We start from the raw sequence: 17132 nt of genomic DNA, 5'->3' as shown, positions 1-17132 counted from the left end.
TCGGGTCGACGGCCAGGCTACGCCGAGCCGGTGGCGGCTCGGTCCACGGTGGCCGTCGGGTCGCCGCGCAGCACCTGGTCCACGTCGAAGCGGATCGGCCGGTCGAGCTGGTCGTAGCGGCAGGACCGGGGGTCGCGGTCCGGGCGCCACCGCACGAACTGGGCGGTGTGCCGGAACCGTTCGCCCTCCATGGCGTCGTAGCCCACCTCGACCACCAGCTCCGGGCGCACCGGCTCCCACTCCAGGTTCTTCGTGCCGGTCCACCGGCTGACCCCACCCGGGATGCGTTGGCCACGCTCGTGGTCGCCGTGCACCCACGGGTGCTCGCCGGCGGTGTCCCGATAGGGCGCCAGCTCGTCGAGCAACTCGGCCCGACGGGCCATGCTGAACGACGCACTCACGCCCACGTGGTGCAGGACCCCGGCGTCGTCGTACAGGCCGAGCAGCAGCGAACCCACCACCGGGCCGGACTTGTGCCAGCGGAAGCCGGCCACCACCGCGTCCGCGGTGCGGGCATGCTTGACCTTGAACATCAGTCGCTTGCCCGGCTCGTACGGCAGGTCGGCCGGCTTGACGATCAAACCGTCCAGCCCAGCGCCCTCGAAGACGTCGAACCAGCGCCGCGCGGTGTCCGGGTCGGTGGTGACCTGGGTGACGTGCACCGGCGGGCGCACCCCGGCCAGCGCCTCGACCAGCCGCTCCCGGCGGCGCGGGTAGGGCTGGTCGAGCAGGGCCTCGTCACCGATCGCCAGCAGGTCGAACGCGACGAAGTCGGCGGGGGTGGTCTCGGCCAGCATCTTCACCCGGGACGCGGCCGGGTGCACGCGCTGGGCCAGCAGCTCGAAATCCAACCGGGGCTGGCCGCTCGGCCCGTCGCGCCGAATCACGATCAACTCCCCGTCGACCGCGCACCGCTCCGGCAACTGCCGGCGGGCCTGCTCGACCACCTCGGGGAAGTAGCGGGTCATCGACTTGCCGCCCCGGCTGGCCAACTCGACCTCGTCGCCGTCGCGGAACACGATGCACCGGAACCCGTCCCACTTGGGTTCGTAGGTCACCCCGGGCGTGGTGGGCAGCTTGGGAACGCTCTTGGCCAGCATCGGCTCGACCGGGGGGTTGATCGGCAGGTCCACGCCGACCAGTCAATCAGACGGTGCCGACAGTCGTGAGGCAGATCACCGTGGAGGGCGGGGCGGCGTGTCCGGCTACGCGCCGCGCGTCCCCACCGGGCGAATCGAATAACCCCAGGTCAGAGCTACTTTCGCGAGGTGTCCGAGTGGGTCTGTGGCTGCTGCGGGCGGTGGCGGGTGAGCGTCGAGCTGATCCGGGGCCGCTACCGCTTCCGGCTGACCCGCCGCTACCCGGAGCGGTACGGCGGCGGCCGGAACGTGCTCGGCGAGGTCGGCTCGGTGCCCGAGCTGGAGGAGTTGCTGCGTCGGCGTACCCCGCTCACCCTGGCCGACCTGCGCGAGGCCGCCTGATCGGCGCGGCGGCGGCGTCCGGCTGGGACCCACCGGGTGCGGAGTGCCTCCACTGAGGAGGGACGGACGGCGTTGAGCGTCGGTGTCACAATGCCTCCGGCGGCCTCGTCTGCACCCGTGGCGGTGCCGAGCGGCGCCGCCGGGGAGGGGACACCATGCGGTTCGAGGCCGATACCGAGATCGCCGCGGACGCCGATCAGGTCTGGGCGGTGCTGGCCGACGTGCCCCGCTGGCCCGAGTGGACGGACTCGGTCACCCGGGCCGAGCGGGGGGAGCCGGGTCTGCTCGCCGTCGGCGCGACCGCACGACTGACCCAGCCGAAGCTGCGGCCGGCGGTCTGGCGGGTCACCGAGCTGACCGAGGGGCGGGAGTTCGTCTGGGTCTCCGACGCCCCCGGTGTGCGGACCACTGCGGAGCACCGGCTGCTGCCGCTGCCCGACGGGCGTACCCGCGTCGAGTTGGCCTTCAGCCAGTCCGGCCCACTGGCCGGCCTGGTCGGCCGGCTCTACGGCGGGCTGTTCCGCAGCTACGTGCGGATGGAGGCCGACGGGCTCAGGCGTCGCTGCGAGCGGGGCTGACGGCGGGCTTCTCCAGCACTGCCAACGGGATGCCGTTCGGGTCCGGGCGGTGCGCCACGATCCGGTAGCCGTGCCGCTGGTACAGCAGCAGGTTGCGCGCGCTGCCCGCGCCGGTGAACAGGGTGAACCGGGTCGCCCGGCCGGCACAGGCCCGCTCGATGGCGGTGAGCAGTTGCGCCCCGACACCCCGCCCCTGCTGATCCGGGGCGACCGAGAGGCGGCCGACGTGCGCGGTGTCCCCGTCCAGGTGGGCCCGCACCGAGCCGACCAGCCGGTGCCCCAACCGGGCGGCGAGCACGATGCTCGGGCCGGCCAGCACCGCCGCCACCTCGTCCAACGTCTCGGTCAGCGGGGGCAGGAACGGATCGCTGTAGTGCTGCGCCTCGCTCAGGTACGCGGCGCGCTGCACGGTGAGGATCTCGCCGGCGTCCACGACACCGGCCGGAACGATGCTCGCCTCGGCGTTCATCGGGGCAGCACACCACAGCCGCCGTCGCCATCGACGGGCGGCCCGGCCGCGCCGGTCGTACCCTGGCCCTGTCCGGTCGAGGTCGAGGGGGAACGGTGGCCGAGCTGACGTACCCGGAGGTGGGGTCGACCCGGCACGGGCCGCTGCCCGACGGTTACCACCACCTGCGCCACCGGTATCCGTTGCCCGGCGGCTGCTTCGACACGGCCGCCGACGCGGTGTTGAGCTGGCGGCTGCACCGCGCCGCCGGCGTCCGGATCCGCACCGACGCGCCGCGTGCCACCGCCGGCGTGCTGGTGACCTCCGGCCTCGGGGTCGGCCCGGCCCGCCTCTGGGGGCCGTGCCAGGTGGTCTGGAGCGCGGACTCGCCCACCCTCGCCGGTTTCGGCTACGGCACCCTGCCCGGGCACCCGGAGCGGGGCGAGGAGGCGTTCGAGGTCGTCCGCGACGACGCCGGCGCGGTCTGGTTCGAGGTCCGCGCGTTCAGCCTGCCGGACCGCTGGTTCACCCGCGCCGGAGGCCCGGCGGTTCGGGCCGTGCAGCACACGTACGCCTGGTGGCTCGGCCGTACCCTGCGTCGGCTCTGCGCCGGTCGCTGACCGCCGTGGCGCCGGCGAGACCCTAGAACCGGGCGAACGAGCGGATCGGGGCGCGCGGGCCGTACTTCGGTGCCCGGATGCCGGCCGCCTCCAGCAGCAGACACACCCGACCCCGGTGACCTCGGAACGGCTCCAGCAGGGCCATCATCCGGGCGTCGTCGCCCCTCGGTTCGGCGGCGAGCGCCCAGGACACAGTGTTCGGGATGTGGTAGTCGCCGACGCTGACCGCGTCCGGGTCGCCGTACGCGATCCGGACCACCTCGGCGGCCGTCCACGGCCCGATGCCGGGGATGGCGGTCAGCCGGCGGGTGGCGTCGGTGGCGTCGGTGCTGCGCTCCAGGCTGTCGGCGAGCGCCGCGGCGCGACGGAGCGTGTCGGCCCGGCGTTGCTCCACCCCGAACGGATGGAACACCCAGTACGGGGTCGCGGCCACCGCGGCTGCCTCGGGCGGCAGGAGCAGCGGCTGCAACGGGCCGGGAGCAGGCTCCCGGAAGTGCCGCACCATCGCCGCGTACGCCCGGTAGGCCTCCTTGCCGGTGACCTTCTGCTCGAAGACCGCGCGCAGCAGCCGGGGGAAGACCTGCCCGGTGGCGGGCATCCGGAGCCCCCGGTGCTCCCGGGCCAGCCGGGCGACCAGCGGGTGCGCCGCGGCCAGTTCGGTGAAGCCGGTCAGGTCGTCGCGCAGCCCCGCGATCGCGTCGGCGCGAGCGAGGACGTGCTCGGCGCCGGGCCCGTACCCCTCCGCGAGCAACTCGCCACCAGCCGGTCGCAGCGCGAGCGTGGCCGGACCGTCCGGGGTGCGTGTGGCCCACCAGAAGGTGCCGGCCGCCACGCGGGCGCACGGGTCGTACGGGCTGAAGGTGAGCGCGCGGACCGAGGCGGTCAGCCGGTAGCCGACCGGCGGGTGCAGCACCCTGGTCGCGGCGGGCTCCGTGGCGGTCACCCCGCCACTGTGCCAGGCACCGAGGCGGCACGGGTAGCCGGTATACCGGTGCACCGCCGGATCCGGCAGCAGCGGGAAGGCACCATCGGTCCACCGTTGTGCCGCATTCGCGCCAACCGAACGGACAGAATTAATTGGGCGAAATGGTGCAAGCCTATTATATGCGACGATTGTCGGTGGGCCGGGCATCGATCGTGTGGTTGTTTGGTGACCAGTAGGTGAATATGCTGCTTCGGGCTCACCTGCGGCGGCTATACCCGTCCGGAACGGGCAGGCCCGGGGCTGGGTGGTGGTCGGTGATCCGCAGCAGTCGCTGCGTGCGCCTCGACCCTGCCCGGCTCGTCGCGCAGCGTAACGGGGAGCTGTGGAGAGGCATGCGGTGATGGCTGCGCGAGTGAACGTCCGATCAGAACGGCCTCCCGCATGATCGCCCTACGGATCTACCGCGCGCTGCCCCCACCTCTGCGGCGCCGACTGGTCAACCTGCTTCCCGCGCACCGACGGATGGGCGTCGTGCGTACCCTCTCCGGGCCGCGCGGGGGCGGCACTGTCCATCCGCTGGGTGCCCGGGTGACGGTGCCCGACGGTGGCGTCCGTACCCGGGCCGAGGTGGTCGCCACGGCCACGCCGTTGGAGCTGTGGCACCGCAACCTGACGGCGGTCACGAGCGCCCTGGAGTCGGCCGGCATCGACTACCACTGCCTGCGTAACGACGACTTCCTCCGCAGCTCGGTAGCGGTTCTCGACGACCACCGTGCCACAGTCAGTCGGCTGGTGCGGTCGGCGCCCGCGCTGGAGGGCGCGCACGTCCGGGTCGTCGAGGTGCTGCCCGGCCGGGATCAGCCGGAGGCGGCGCCGGCAGAGGTGTTCCAGATCTGGTTCCCGATGACCGATGCCCGAGCGGGTGTGGTCCTCGGCGCGCAGTTCGCCTGCGAAGTCGAGTTCTGGACGCGACACGACGACGTGGTCCGCGCCCCCCGGCACAACGCGGTGATCGACGAGGCGCCCGCCGGGGCGGAGCCGGTCCGGGTCGCCGCCGCGCTGCTCAGCCACTTCGTGCCCGAGGCGGACGACCACACGTACCGCACCCGGCGGGATCTCACCGTTCGCGCCCCCGACCGGGTGGGCTTTCCGATCGACGCCGTCTACACCTGGGTGGACGGTTCGGACCCGGAGTGGTTGAAGCGGAAGATGGCGGCACTCGGCACCCCCGATGGTCCGCTGCACGCGATCGCGGCGAACACCTCGCGCTACCACAACCGCGACGAGCTGCGGTATTCGATGCGCTCGCTGCACAGCTTCGCACCGTGGCTACGCCGGATCTTCCTGATCACCGACAGTCAGTTGCCCAGCTGGCTCGACCCGACCCACCCGATGGTCACCGTCGTGTCGCACGCCGAGCTCTTCGCCGACCTCGGCGGTCAGTCGTCGTTCAACTCCCACGCCATCGAGGCCCGGCTGCATCGCATCGACGGTCTGGCCGAACACTTCCTCTACCTCAACGACGACGTCTTCCTGGGCCGGCCACTGCTGCCGACGCACTTCTTCCACGCCAACGGGATCGCGAAGTTCTTCCTGTCACCGGCGCAGTTCGGGCTGGGTGAGGCGAAGCCGACCGACGCGCCGGTGAAGGCTGCCGGAAAGAACAACCGCCGGCACATCCAGCGGCAGTTCGGCGTCACGATCACCCAGAAGATGAAGCACACGCCGTTCGCACTCCGGCGCAGCATCATGCGCCAGATCGAGGTCACCCTGCTGGCGGACGTGACGGCGACCGCCCAGCACCGCTTCCGCCACTACGGCGACCTCTCGATCCCGTCGTCGCTGCACCAGTACTGGGCGTACCTGACCGCACAGGCGGTCCCCGGGGACATCGAGTACGAGTACGCCGACCTCGGTCATCCCTCGACGCCCGCCCGTCTCACCGAGTTGCTCGCTCGTCGGCACCGTGACGTCTTCTGCCTCAACGACACCGACTCGGACCCGAACGCGTTCCAGGAGCAGGAGAGCATGCTGGCCGACTTCCTGCCGCGCTACCTGCCCTTCCCGGCCCCGTTCGAGCTGCCCGACGACGTGATCGCCGAACGCCGGAAGCTCGGGGCCACCGACCTGTGGCGACAGGCTCGCGGCGCCGACCGGCGCGGCAGGCAGTTGGACGCGCCGACGACCCCCGCACTCCGGGTCGGCCGGCATGGGGACGCGGCAGTGGTGCACAAACCCCGGGTAGGACCGCGGCTGGACGCGCCGACGCTCCCCTCGGGCCGCATCGCCTCCGGCCGGCATGCCGCCCACCAGGCGGAGGATCGCCGCCCAGGACCGGACCTTCCGCCGCGATAGACCCGAAGTCGAGGTTCCCGCTCGGCGGGAACCTCGACAGGGCTCCGCTCAGCGGGCGCGGTTACGGATGCTGCCTCGCTCGAACTGACTGGCCACGGGGAAGTAGCTCTCGAGGAAGGTCATGACGATCCGGCCCTGCTCCGCCGCGTCGAGGTGACCGTGGTGAGTGTCGTTCAGGCAGAAGGAGTCGTAGCTCCGGGTCGTCATGATCTGGGTCAGCTGCGGGTGCTCCGACGGCTCGCCGGTGTTGACGTAGCTCATCCGGATGCTGCCCGGCACGGACCGCCCGGTGAGGTAGCCGACGTAGTGGTGCAGCGAGGACGCGACCGAGACGTCCGAGTGGGACCGTAGCTGGGACGTGGCGGTGAGCTTCACGTCGTCGGCGAACTGCCGATCCAGGTCGTTGGCGACGCTGCGGGTCATCGCGTACGGCGCGTGCAGCAGGCCATGGGTCAGCGTACGACCGAACGCGCTCCGGATCAGCTGGCGGTTGTTCTTGGCCGCGCTGAAGTTGTAGTCGTCCTCCGCCGCGACGTCGAGCATCGGAATCGGCGTCGGCGACAGGAAGAACTTCGCCAGGCCGGTCGGGTCGAAGAACAGCGTCTGCCGGATCGGGCGGCCCAGGAAGAAGTCGTCGTTGAAGTAGATGAAGTGCTCGGCGAGGCCCTCGATGTGGTGCAGTTGCGACTCGATGGCGTGTGAGTTGAACGTCGGCAGGGTGCCGCGTCCACCGAACAGCTCGCGGTGGTCGACGACGGTGACCCGGGGGTGGTCGGTGTCGAGCCAGGTCGGGGTCTGCCCCGCCGTCACCACGTAGATGTTGCGGACCCACGGTGCGTACATGTCGATGGAGCGCAGCGAGTAACGCAGCTCGTCGCGGTCCCGGAAACGAGCGGATCCGTCCGCCGCGGCGAGTGGCTCGCGCCCCAGCTCCGCGAGGACCCGGTCCTTGGCCGCGCGCCACTGCGGGTCGTCGCCGTCCACCCAGGTGTAGACGACGTCGACCGGGAAGTCCAGATCGGATACGAGTCGGTGGGTGAAGGGCTCGATGGTGGGATGCTCCCGACCCCGCACGGTCAGGGTGGCCGGTGTCATGGCCGCCACCGGGACGCTGGGGCCGATCAGTGTGGGACGAGTGGCGACCAGCGCCGAGCCGTCCTGGGACGGGGTCCAGAACTCGACGTCACAGCCGAGCGCGGGCCCGTACCGGAGGGTCCGCGACGACGACACCACCGGACGGAACAGCCGCAGGCCGATGGCCTCGGCAGCCTGACTCTCGCTGGTGAGGCACGCGGCGAGGGTCACGGCCGTGACCTTGGCCCCCGTGGTGAGGGTCTCGGCGTAGAAGGGCGCGGCGGAGAACTCCTGCGCGAAGGCGGCGAAGACCGCGTCGCGATGCTCCGGGGCGACCACGATCCGGTATCGGACGCCGTGGTCGCGCGCCACCCAGTAGGAGATGCCATGGCGCCAGAGGAGATCGGTCACCGCTGTGAAGTTCTCGTGGGCGGCGTCGGCGGGTGTCAGGTCGTCCCGGACGACGCTGAGGCGACCGCCGGAGCGGACCAGCCCCGCGACGGCCTCCTGGATGCGCTCCTCGACGGTCGCCACGTCCAAACCGCTCGTGACATGAGCGGGACGGGGAGCGGCGGGAGCGAAGCCGGCTCCGCCGGTGCGCCCGATCCATGCCGCGAGCCGGTCGGCACGCGCCTGCTCGCCCTCGGCCCGCCCCGCGATCAGGTCCGCGTAGAGCTGCTCCCAGCGGTGCATGATCGGATCGATGCGGTAGTCCTCGGCGGCGCGCAGGGCACTGTCACCGAAGTCCTGCCGCAGCTGGTCATCCGCGATGAGCTTCATCATCGCGTCGGCCAGACCGTCGATGTCGCCCGAGCTGACCAGGAAGCCATTCGCGCCGTGGGTGATGATCTCGGCCGGACCGGTCTGGATGTCGTACGCCACCGCCGGCACGCCGGCCGCGAACGCCTCCAGCAGCACCAACGGCAGTGCCTCACCGTCGCGTGAGGAGAGCAGCGCGATGCTGGTCTTCGACCACTCCTCGACCATCCGGTTGGTTGGTCCGAGCACCTGCACGTTGTCGCTCAGGCCGAGGTCGGCGGCGAGGCCGCGCATCTCCCCGAGCAGCGGGCCGTCGCCGAAGATCCGCAGCGTCCACTCCGGGTACGAGTCGGCGACTGTGCGGAAGGCGCGGATGGCGTGGTCGATGCGCTTCTCCGGCACCATCCGGCCCGCCACGCTCACCACCGGGTTGCGGAGCGTGGACCGAGGACGGAACCCGTCAGGGATGCTGTTCTGGATGACCTCGATCCGGGGACAGGACGAGGCGAAGGTGTCAACGAACCAGTCCCGGGTGCGGTCGGTCAGCACCACCAGCGCGTCCAGTCGCGGGGCGAACTGGAACAGCGGCTCGCCGGTTCCGCCCCGCAACTGCGACGGCCGGTGCTCCTGGTGCACGGTGACCACGGAGGGCGGTGCCAGTGTGGTGGCCATGGCCATCAGCGCCGGCGAGGAGGAGACGAGCACGTCGGTGTCGAGCGACCGCAGCGCCCGGTCGATCTCCAGGTCGGCCAGGCGGCTGCCCTGCTTCTCCCACCGGGCCGGCATCAACCGGCTCGGACTGCGGTACAGCGCCGCGTACGCCTCGTCGTCGACGTTCGTCGGGCGCATCGGCCGCGGGGCCGGGCCGGTCAGGTCGACGAGATAGCGCATCCGTACCCGCTCGTCGGCCTGGAAGAAGCCCTCGACGCTGGTGCGGTAGACGCTGATCACTTCGACTGTGTGACGTCGCGCGAGGTGGTCGGCCTGCGTCAGGATGGCGCGCTCCGTGCCGCCCATGGCATCGGCGGTCAGCAGGAGGAAGGTGATCTTCAACTAGGGGTCCCCGTGAAACGTGTGAAGCGGAGGCAGGCCACCGCCAAATTGCCGGCTGGGGTGTAGTACGGGCGGTAACCAGCGAACTGGTCGCCGTCGAGCGGCAGAACGGCCCGGCTGACGCGGAGGACCGTACGCGGGTCGGTGAGGTCGTGCAGGAACCGGCCGAGCCGGACCATCCGGGTGGCGGAGGTGCGCACCCACGCTTCCCAGATGACCTCCTCGCCCAGCTGGTCCGGTGCCAGGTCGGCGAGGGGTACGACGAACTCGAAGTCGTCGCCCACCGGCGCGATGGGCACGACCACGTCGGTGCCACCGCCCCGCGGCGTGAAGACGATCGCCGAAGCGTCCTGCGCCCGTACGCCGATGAACCGGGCCCGGATCCGGGCCTCGGCGTGGCCGGTCGCGAGCTGGACCACCTCGGCCCTGGCGCGCGCGCCGGTGACGGTGAGCTGTGCGAGCCCGTCGCCGCTGCGACCCGGCCGGTACGACCAGCCGGACACCGGGTGCGGCGGGTTGCCCACCGTCGGTCCGTCCCGATCCGGGGTCTCCTCGACCGTCAGGGAGAAGCGACGTTCACCCGCCGGGCCGGCGTCCACAGCGAGCCCCACCGACCAGGTGCCTTTGCCCAGCGCGATCTCGTCGGTGGAGTCACCGAGACGGGCCACCGCCTCCACGGCGAGCCGGCCGGCCTCCCGCCGGACCCTCGCCGGGCAGCGGAGCGTTTCGCCGTCGCGGACGAAGAAGATCGCGGCCCGGTCGGTCGGTGCGGTGTCGGCCGGCAGCACCACGTGCACGTGCAGCGTGCGCCCGTCGAGGACGGCGAAGAAGTCGCAGTCGGCCGGCGGCAGCCCCGCCACCGGGTCGTGCCGCAGGCGGGTGACCCGCTCGACGAGCCGGTCGGTGACCAGACCGGCGCGACGGCGGGCACCGTGCATCGCCTGAAGCAGGCGGGGCTGCGCGATCCGGTCGGCCGGGTTCATCGGACCCACTCGGGTTCGTCGGTCGTCCCGTCGACCCCACCCGTCGTGAGGGCCTGCTCACCGGTGACCGCTGCGGCCTCCGGAAGGTACGTCGCGGCCCGCGCCGTCGCCGTCATCCTCGCCCGCTCCGCCTCGACCTCGGCCGGGAGCTCGAACGGCGCCCGGAACGGGAAGTACGCCGAGAGGAAGTCGGTCAGCATGGCGAGCTGCTCGGAGAGGAGGACTTCGCCCGAGTCGGTGTCGTTGAGGCAGAACACGTCACAGTGTCGCCGGGCCAGCAGGTTGGCCAGCTTCACCGGGGTGGACGGTTCGGCCAGGTCGGCGTACGTGTAGCGGATCGACCCGGGCACCGCCTGACCGGAGAAGAACGACCAGTAGTGCTGCAACGAGGATGGGATGGAGAGATCTTTCGGGTGCCGGAACTGATGCCCGGCGGTGCCCACCACCTCGGCCGGCAGGTGCCGCTCGATGTCCTCCAGCACGCTTCTGCGCAGCGGGTAGGGGACGTGCCGCATCTTCTGCGTGATGGTGCGTCCGAACCGTTCCTCGATGTGCCGGCGGTTGTTCTTGCCGGCCGCGGTCACCGGTGCGTCGTAGACGGTCGCCGGGCCGACGTCCAACTGGGCCGGCGACGGGAAGAACTTCGCGATGCCGTTGGCGTGGAAGAACGTGGTCGGGAGCAGCGGGCGCCCGAAGAACATGTCGTCGTTGACGTAGATGAAGTGCTCGCTGAGGCCCGGGATGAGGTGCAACCGGGACTCGATGGCGTGCGAATTGAAGGTCGGCAGCTGGCCGGTGTCACCGAAGATCTCGCGGTGGCGCACGACCCGCACCGTCGGGTGCTCGACGTCCAGCCACGGCGGGACCTGGTCGTCGGTCACCAGGTAGATCTGCCGGACCCACGGCGCGAACGACACCACGGAGCGCAGTGAATACCGCAGCTCGTCGCGGCTGGCGTAGCGGGAGGAGTGTGCGCCGACCAGATTGATCTCGGCCTGCCCGTGCTCGCGCAGGGCCGCGTTCTTCCGGGCCTGCCAGTCGCTGTCGTCACCGTCGACCCAGGTGTAGACGAGGTCGATCGGGAAGGTGATGTGCTCGTGGCCCAGGCCGGCGAACTCGGAACGGGTGCGGTAGGTGGCCGGCCCACCGGCCGGCACGAAGCGGCTGAGCTGGGACGCCGGGACGCGGATCGTCTCGCCCGTCTCCGGTACGGCGGTGGCGACCTGGTTGCCGCGCGGTGCTACGAGGTCCGCCTCGGGCTTCTCCTGCGGCGAGACCGTACGCCAGAACTCGACCTCGCAGGCGAAGGCGCTGCCGAGGACCGTGTGACCGAAGGGGTCGGTGACCGCGTGGAAGACCTGTGCGATGGCGTCACGGTGGCTGGCGCTGACCTCGCGGCGGCCGGAGTCGACGAAACGCAGGGTGACCCCGTCGGTCGACGTGGCCCGGGCGAGCACCTTGAGCACCTTCACCCGGTGCTTGCGCGGCACGGCGATCGCGCTGCGCAGGTCGTCGGCGTGCCGCACGTGGAAACCGTCGATCCCGGCCTTGTCGAGCGCCCGGGTGACCAGGTCCAGGTTGCGCTGCCGGAGGGCCAGCGGCGTCGCCTCCTCCACGACCCGGGCCTGCACGCGGTGGCCGTCGACATCCCGGACCTGACGCACCTCACCGGGCGCGGTCCGGGATCGGCGGGCGGCGGTGACCTGGGTCAGCCGACGGACGAGCCAGAGCTGCCGCTGAGGCGGCACGAGCTGGATGAGCTTGTCCCGGTACGCCTTCGGCACCACCCGGTGAGGGCGCAGCATCATGCTCGACCGCCGTTCCGACGCGTACGTGCGTCACTCGCGGTCCGGCGGCGCGGGCTGGCCGGGCCACTCCGTTCCGACCGCGGAAGGGCAACGATCACCCTGCGTTCCACGCCTTGCCCCCGTTTCCTGTCGTCGACCGGCGAGCGGTCGGCGTCGTCCCACCGCCTGTGCGGGCATGCCGCATGGGCGGCCGCCTCACCCCGCCGGTCGCGCAGCGGAAAGGTACCAGTGCGATCTCCGCCGGAACACCCTCTCCTCACCTCGGGGTAACTGTCCGTTCGGATTACATCTGACAAATGGTGCATTTGCCATTCACGTCGTACCGTCGGTGCCGACGGCGACACGTCACTGCGCGGACGAACAGACCCGCCCCGCATCGGTGACCTGGTAGATCCGCACGTGGCCCTCCCGGTGGACCAGGGTCACCCGTTTGCTGTCGTCGAGCCGCTTCTGCTCGTAGTTCGGCCGCCAACCCTTGTAGTCACGGCCGCCAACCACCACGTACTCGATACCGAACCGGCGAACCGTGCAGCCCTGGTTCTTCGGCCCCTTCTGGTTCACCAGCCAGGTGAACGCCCGCCACCGGTCCGTGTAGTTGTCCCGGCCCACCTTCTCCAGCGGCGGGATCCCGAACAACGTCGGGACGCCGTAGTCGGCGTGGGCCCAGGACATGAACTGCCGGTGCCTGTCGTACGCCACCACCTTGTCCGGCGGAGTGTGCTCGGCCAGCCACTCGAAGGTCCGGGTGTACTCCGGCCCGACCGGCGCGCGCTGCACCATCGTCTTGCGCAGCGGGCGCCACGTGTCGGGCACCAGGGCGAGCGACGCCAGACTCGCCACCACGACCGAGGCCGCGACCGCTGTGGGGACAGCGGATCCGCGCAGCGACCCGGCACGGGCGACGAACCGCACGAGCAGCCACTGGACTCCCAACCCGATGACTGTCGCGCCCGCCACCGTGAGCACCCCGTACACCGGGAAGATCATCGAACGGGGTCGTTCGGCGTCGCCGTACCAGAGGCCGGCCAGGGCCTGTGCGGCCGACGAGCCCGACGCGACGGTCCAGATCCCCAGGAGCGTGAACAGGACGCCGGCCAGCAGCCACGGGCGGGCCCAGCGCACCTGCGGCAGCACCAGCGACAGGGGAGACGCGAGCAGGCACGCGATGACGATCCAGACGCCGACCTGAACGGCCAACCCGCCAAGCTGGGCATCGCTGCCCGGCCCCGGGAAGCCCCACAGCACGTAGCGTTGCGGATCGGTGACCCAGTATTCGATCGCCTTGCCCCACTGGCCGAGCAGGTCGGGCGGCTCGGTGATCCGCTCACCGCCGGCGCCCAGGATGACGCCGACCAGGGGCAGGATCGGGACGAGGCCCGCGACGGCCGCCGCGCCGATGCCCGCCCCGCTGCGGCGCCAGGTCAGGGCCCCCGGCACCACCAGGAGGAAACCGAGCGCGAGTACGCCGACGAAGAGGACGTCGTACGAGTGCATCATCACGATGCCGGCGCCCCCGAGGCCGGCCAGCAGGCCGAGCCGCACCGGGTGTGGGCCGCGCAGGGATAGTGCGAGCAGCAGGGCGACCCCACCGGCCAGACAGGGAGCCGTCTGCTCGTTGACCCGCCCGGTGATCAGTGAGGTCCACATTGGGCCCAGGAAGGCCGGAGCGGTGGCGGCGGCGGCAGCGATCACCGGTCCTCCGCGGAGGATCCGGACGGCGGCGTAGATGCCGGCGACCAGGGCGAGCGGCCCGATGACGATCGCCCACGCGGTCATCGTCGTGCTCAGCAACCCGCCGGACAGGTGGGTTGCCTGCGCCCAGGCGACGTTCTCCGCCAGCGGATAGAACTCGCAGGAGACGACCGTGTCGGTCGAACCCGAACTGCACACCGAGGGAATGTCGACGCTGTTGGTGTCCAGAATGCGCCTCGCCATGTACCCGTGGTTCATGGCGTCCCAGCCGGGAGTGGCGGCGAGTCTTCCCACCATCGCCCAGCCGTACGCCAGGGTCACCACCGACGGCACGGTGATGGCGATCAGGTCCGCGCGGCGCGGCAGGACCGGCCGGATCCGGAAGCGCGACATCTTTGAGCGGCGGTGGTCGTCGCTCGTGTCGTCGGCGTCGCGCTCGGCGGTCGGCTGCTGGTCAACGGCCTTGCGCCGGTGCAGCAGCCGGGAGAGCGCGACAGCGGCGCCGGCCAGGAGCAGTTCCGCGACGAGCGCCGCCGAGGCGCTGTCGGGCAGCCCGAGCGCTGGCAGCCAGGCCATCGCCAGCGCGATCAGGCCGAGGGTCAGGGCGGGGGCGGCCGCCCAGGCCACCCAGCGGTACCGCCCCGGTGGAAGGGCGAAGCCGAGCAGCGCCCCGGGCACGACGGCCACGAGAAGGGCGATGAGTGTGGTCAAGATTGGTTCCCTCCCGTGTCGCCGCGCAGCCGCAGCGGCCGGAAGAGTACCGGAACGAGGGCGGTGGGCGGTGCCCTCCTGGTGCCGAATGGGGGCGCTGCCGTTGGAACGGCTGATGCGGCTGAGCCCCGAAGGCCGCTCAGCACGACGGTGGCCGGTCGCGCCCTCCCCGGCGACGACCGACCACCGTGCCCTCGTGGACGACCAGGCTCAGTACGAGTAGCCCGAGCCGCCGGCGTCGTTCGAGCCGCTGTCCGCCGGCGGTGCGACCGCCTTCGGCGTGCCCTTGGGCAGGCAGCTCAGGTTCTTCTTGCCGTCCGGCTGGACCACGAACCAGGTGCCACCGACAGCCTGGCCCTTCCACTGGCCGGGCTTCTTGTCACCGATGTAGCGGTAGACCGGCCAGCCGGCGATGGTGAGCTGACGGGTGCCGTCCTGCCGGGTCACGCTGCCGACCTTGTCGTCCGAGACGCCGGTGAGCTCCGGGTTGCCGTCGGTCAGTGCCGGGGGCCACACCTCGGCGCACTTGTCGACGCAGTTCGACGACGGCGGGTCGGCGGTGTCCTTGTCGAAGCGGTACAGGATCCAGCCGTCCTGGTCGGTGACCACCTTGCCCATCCGGGCGACGCTCTTGCCGACCAGCTTCTCGGTCAGGTCGACGTCCGCGGGCGGGGCGTCGGCGGCGGGCGCCTCCGGGGACGCCGAGGCCTCAGGTTCAACCGTCGCGGTGGGCTCGGCCGCGGCGACGGCGACCGGCTCGGCCGCGCTCGAGTTCGCCCCGTCGTAACCCGCGGGAGCGCAGGCCGTTAGTGCGACCATCGCGCTCGCGACGATGACGGTCCGCTTCATCTGTGCCACGTGCCCTCCTCATTCTTGACAGTTCACCCATAGGTACGGCGGGCAGGCTGTCAAGGTTGAAGTAGTAACAGTGGTCAATTTCACTTAAACTGATTGAACCGTTTCCGGCCGCCGTGCGTACGCCCTCGCGAGGGGCCCCTTCGCGTAACGACAGATCGGCGCCGGTCATTGTGACAATGACCGGCGCCGATGCGGTAGCCGCGCTTACATGGGTACGGTGACCAGCGGACTCGCCACGCCGTTGGCATCCACGGACTGCACCTGGAGCTGCTTGATGTCCTTCGGCAGAGCCGACGTGGAGGCGCTCAGTTCGAGACCCTGCGGTCGGGTGTTGGTGCCATAACCGCCCTCCGGCACCGACCAGCTCGAGATGACCTCGGTGCCGCCGTTCTTGCGCACCACCACCAGTCGGCAGACGCGCGGGCCGGGCAGCTTCCGCAGGCTGAAATTGATCCGGGTGCCGTAATCCTTCGTCACCAGGAACATTGTGGTCTGCACACCGGTGGTCGGGTCGGTCGCCTCGACCTGGTCACCCTCCACCTCGGTGCCGCCCACACCCGGGCCGCTCGGCGCGGCCGTCGGCACGCTCGTCGGCGGGTCGTTGGGTGCGCTCGGCGTCGACTCGGCGAGCACACCCGGCGGCTGCTCGTTGCCGGTCACGCTGACGAAGCCGTACCCGGTCAGACCGCCGAAGACCACCACCGCGGCGGCCGTCGCGAGCAGGTGACGAAACCGGGTACGCCGCCGGTCGGCCCGGACCGCGCCGAGCGTCCGGTCCAGCAGGGCCGGGTCGGTCGCCGTCTGCTCCAGCGCCATCATCGTCTCGCCGTCGATGTCGGAGAGCAGCCCGACCACCGGCACCATCGTCTCCAGCTCGGCCGCGCACGCCCAGCAGGTGGCGAGATGCTCCTCGAACCGCTCAGTGTCCTGCTCGTCGAGCACACCGAGCGCGTACGCCGCGACGTCCATGTGGTCCGGCCGGCTCATTCTGTCACCCCCCGCTCCTGCAGAGCCGTGCGCAGCGCGCGCAGCGCGTAGTAGACCCTCGACTTGGCGGTGCCGAGCGGCAGGCCCAACTCCTCGGCGGCCTCCGGCACCGTCCGCCCCCGGAAGTACGTCGAGATCAGAATCTCCCGGTGCGACTGACTGAGCGTACGCAGCGCGTCCGCCACCGTCATGGTGCGCAGCACCCGGTCGGTGCTGTCCGCCTCGGCGAACGCCGTGAGGTCCCGGTCGTACGTCTCCGGCGGCCGGGCCTCCTGGCTGCGGTGCTCGTCGATGGCGATGCGACGGGCCACAGTGACCAACCACGGCCGCAGCGAACCCTGCCCCTGGGTGCCGAGGCGGTGCGCATTGCGCCAGGCCCGCAGCAGCGTCTCCTGGACGATGTCCTCCGCGCGCTGCCGGTCCCCCCCGGTGAGGCGCATGACGAACATCAGCAACGGGCCGGCGTGCTCGGCATAGAGCTGACGGATCAACTGGTCGGAGTGGCTGGCCTCGGTTGTCGTCGCCTGATGGCGCCCGGGCGCCGGTCGCGGCGTCACCGGACCATTCTGGCGAGGCGTCGCCCGCGCGTCGACCCCTCGGGCAGACGAGGTTGACCGTGACGAGGGTCGCGCCGACAACCAGTCAGCGCGTACCGCGTCGCCATGCCAACCGGCCGCCACCGCGTGCATGCAGACCTCCGGGATGTCCGTGACCAACGCCGGCCCACGAGGTGGGCCGCCCGGTGGTACGCAGCGCCGGCCCCAGCGGATCAACAGACGACGAAAAAACTTCCCCGCCGC

14 protein-coding genes are annotated in these 17132 nt (G+C 71.3%); 4 read left to right on the top strand and 10 right to left on the bottom strand.

Annotated features, from left to right (window positions below):
- Positions 1-17: 17 nt before the first annotated feature.
- The gene (locus NIE79_RS13495) at positions 18-1133 is read right to left on the bottom strand and encodes an ATP-dependent DNA ligase (RefSeq protein ID WP_238678877.1); all 1116 of its coding nucleotides are present in this window, start codon (positions 1131-1133) and stop codon (positions 18-20) included.
- A 135-nt stretch (positions 1134-1268) separates the two neighbouring features.
- Between NIE79_RS13495 and NIE79_RS13490 the strand changes: the two genes are divergently transcribed.
- Complete coding sequence (locus NIE79_RS13490) at positions 1269-1481, top strand: hypothetical protein (protein WP_238678876.1); 213 nt, start codon at positions 1269-1271, stop codon at positions 1479-1481.
- A gap of 155 nt (positions 1482-1636) precedes the next feature.
- A complete protein-coding gene (locus tag NIE79_RS13485; RefSeq protein ID WP_238678875.1) occupies positions 1637-2059 on the top strand; it encodes an SRPBCC family protein in 423 nt (140 codons plus the stop codon).
- Here NIE79_RS13485 and NIE79_RS13480 read toward each other — a convergent pair.
- Positions 2034-2528, bottom strand: coding sequence for a GNAT family N-acetyltransferase (locus tag NIE79_RS13480; protein ID WP_238678874.1), 495 nt, complete (start codon positions 2526-2528; stop codon positions 2034-2036). The two genes, NIE79_RS13485 and NIE79_RS13480, sit on opposite strands and share 26 nt — an antisense overlap.
- 95 nt (positions 2529-2623) lie before the next feature.
- Between NIE79_RS13480 and NIE79_RS13475 the strand changes: the two genes are divergently transcribed.
- Positions 2624-3127: a DUF1990 domain-containing protein gene (locus NIE79_RS13475; protein ID WP_238678873.1), complete on the top strand. Its 504-nt coding sequence runs from the start codon at positions 2624-2626 to the stop codon at positions 3125-3127.
- 22 nt (positions 3128-3149) lie between these two features.
- Here the strand turns inward: NIE79_RS13475 and NIE79_RS13470 are convergent, their stop codons facing one another.
- On the bottom strand, positions 3150-4070 hold the full coding sequence (locus tag NIE79_RS13470; protein WP_238678872.1) for a DNA-3-methyladenine glycosylase family protein: 921 nt from the start codon (positions 4068-4070) through the stop codon (positions 3150-3152).
- A gap of 423 nt (positions 4071-4493) precedes the next feature.
- On the opposite strand from NIE79_RS13470, the gene NIE79_RS13465 reads away from it, so the two are divergent.
- Entirely contained in the window at positions 4494-6407 is a 1914-nt protein-coding gene (locus NIE79_RS13465) for a stealth family protein (RefSeq protein ID WP_238678871.1), read from the top strand.
- A 48-nt stretch (positions 6408-6455) separates the two neighbouring features.
- Here the strand turns inward: NIE79_RS13465 and NIE79_RS13460 are convergent, their stop codons facing one another.
- The 7 genes from NIE79_RS13460 to NIE79_RS13430 form a co-directional block, all read right to left on the bottom strand.
- Entirely contained in the window at positions 6456-9293 is a 2838-nt protein-coding gene (locus tag NIE79_RS13460; protein ID WP_238678870.1) for a stealth family protein, read from the bottom strand.
- Positions 9290-10276, bottom strand: coding sequence for a hypothetical protein (locus NIE79_RS13455; protein ID WP_238678939.1), 987 nt, complete (start codon positions 10274-10276; stop codon positions 9290-9292). The genes NIE79_RS13460 and NIE79_RS13455 overlap by 4 nt, the downstream gene beginning before the upstream one ends.
- Positions 10273-12084 carry a stealth family protein gene (locus NIE79_RS13450; protein ID WP_238678869.1) on the bottom strand — a complete coding sequence of 604 codons (1812 nt, stop codon included), beginning with the start codon at positions 12082-12084 and terminating at the stop codon, positions 10273-10275. The genes NIE79_RS13455 and NIE79_RS13450 overlap by 4 nt, the downstream gene beginning before the upstream one ends.
- A 345-nt stretch (positions 12085-12429) precedes the next feature.
- A complete protein-coding gene (locus tag NIE79_RS13445) occupies positions 12430-14487 on the bottom strand; it encodes a DUF6541 family protein (RefSeq protein WP_238678868.1) in 2058 nt (685 codons plus the stop codon).
- A 210-nt stretch (positions 14488-14697) separates the two neighbouring features.
- Positions 14698-15345, bottom strand: coding sequence for a hypothetical protein (locus NIE79_RS13440; RefSeq protein WP_238678867.1), 648 nt, complete (start codon positions 15343-15345; stop codon positions 14698-14700).
- 204 nt (positions 15346-15549) lie between these two features.
- The gene (locus NIE79_RS13435) at positions 15550-16332 is read right to left on the bottom strand and encodes an anti-sigma factor family protein (RefSeq protein WP_238678866.1); all 783 of its coding nucleotides are present in this window, start codon (positions 16330-16332) and stop codon (positions 15550-15552) included.
- Positions 16329-17021 carry a sigma-70 family RNA polymerase sigma factor gene (locus NIE79_RS13430; protein ID WP_091400696.1) on the bottom strand — a complete coding sequence of 231 codons (693 nt, stop codon included), beginning with the start codon at positions 17019-17021 and terminating at the stop codon, positions 16329-16331. The genes NIE79_RS13435 and NIE79_RS13430 overlap by 4 nt, the downstream gene beginning before the upstream one ends.
- Positions 17022-17132 lie beyond the last annotated feature (111 nt).

The sequence above is a fragment of the Micromonospora trifolii genome (assembly GCF_022229005.1).
Lineage (GTDB): Bacteria > Actinomycetota > Actinomycetes > Mycobacteriales > Micromonosporaceae > Micromonospora > Micromonospora trifolii.
The sequence above is the reverse complement of the archived record's forward strand: the minus strand, read 5'-3'. Positions and strand labels throughout refer to the sequence as shown.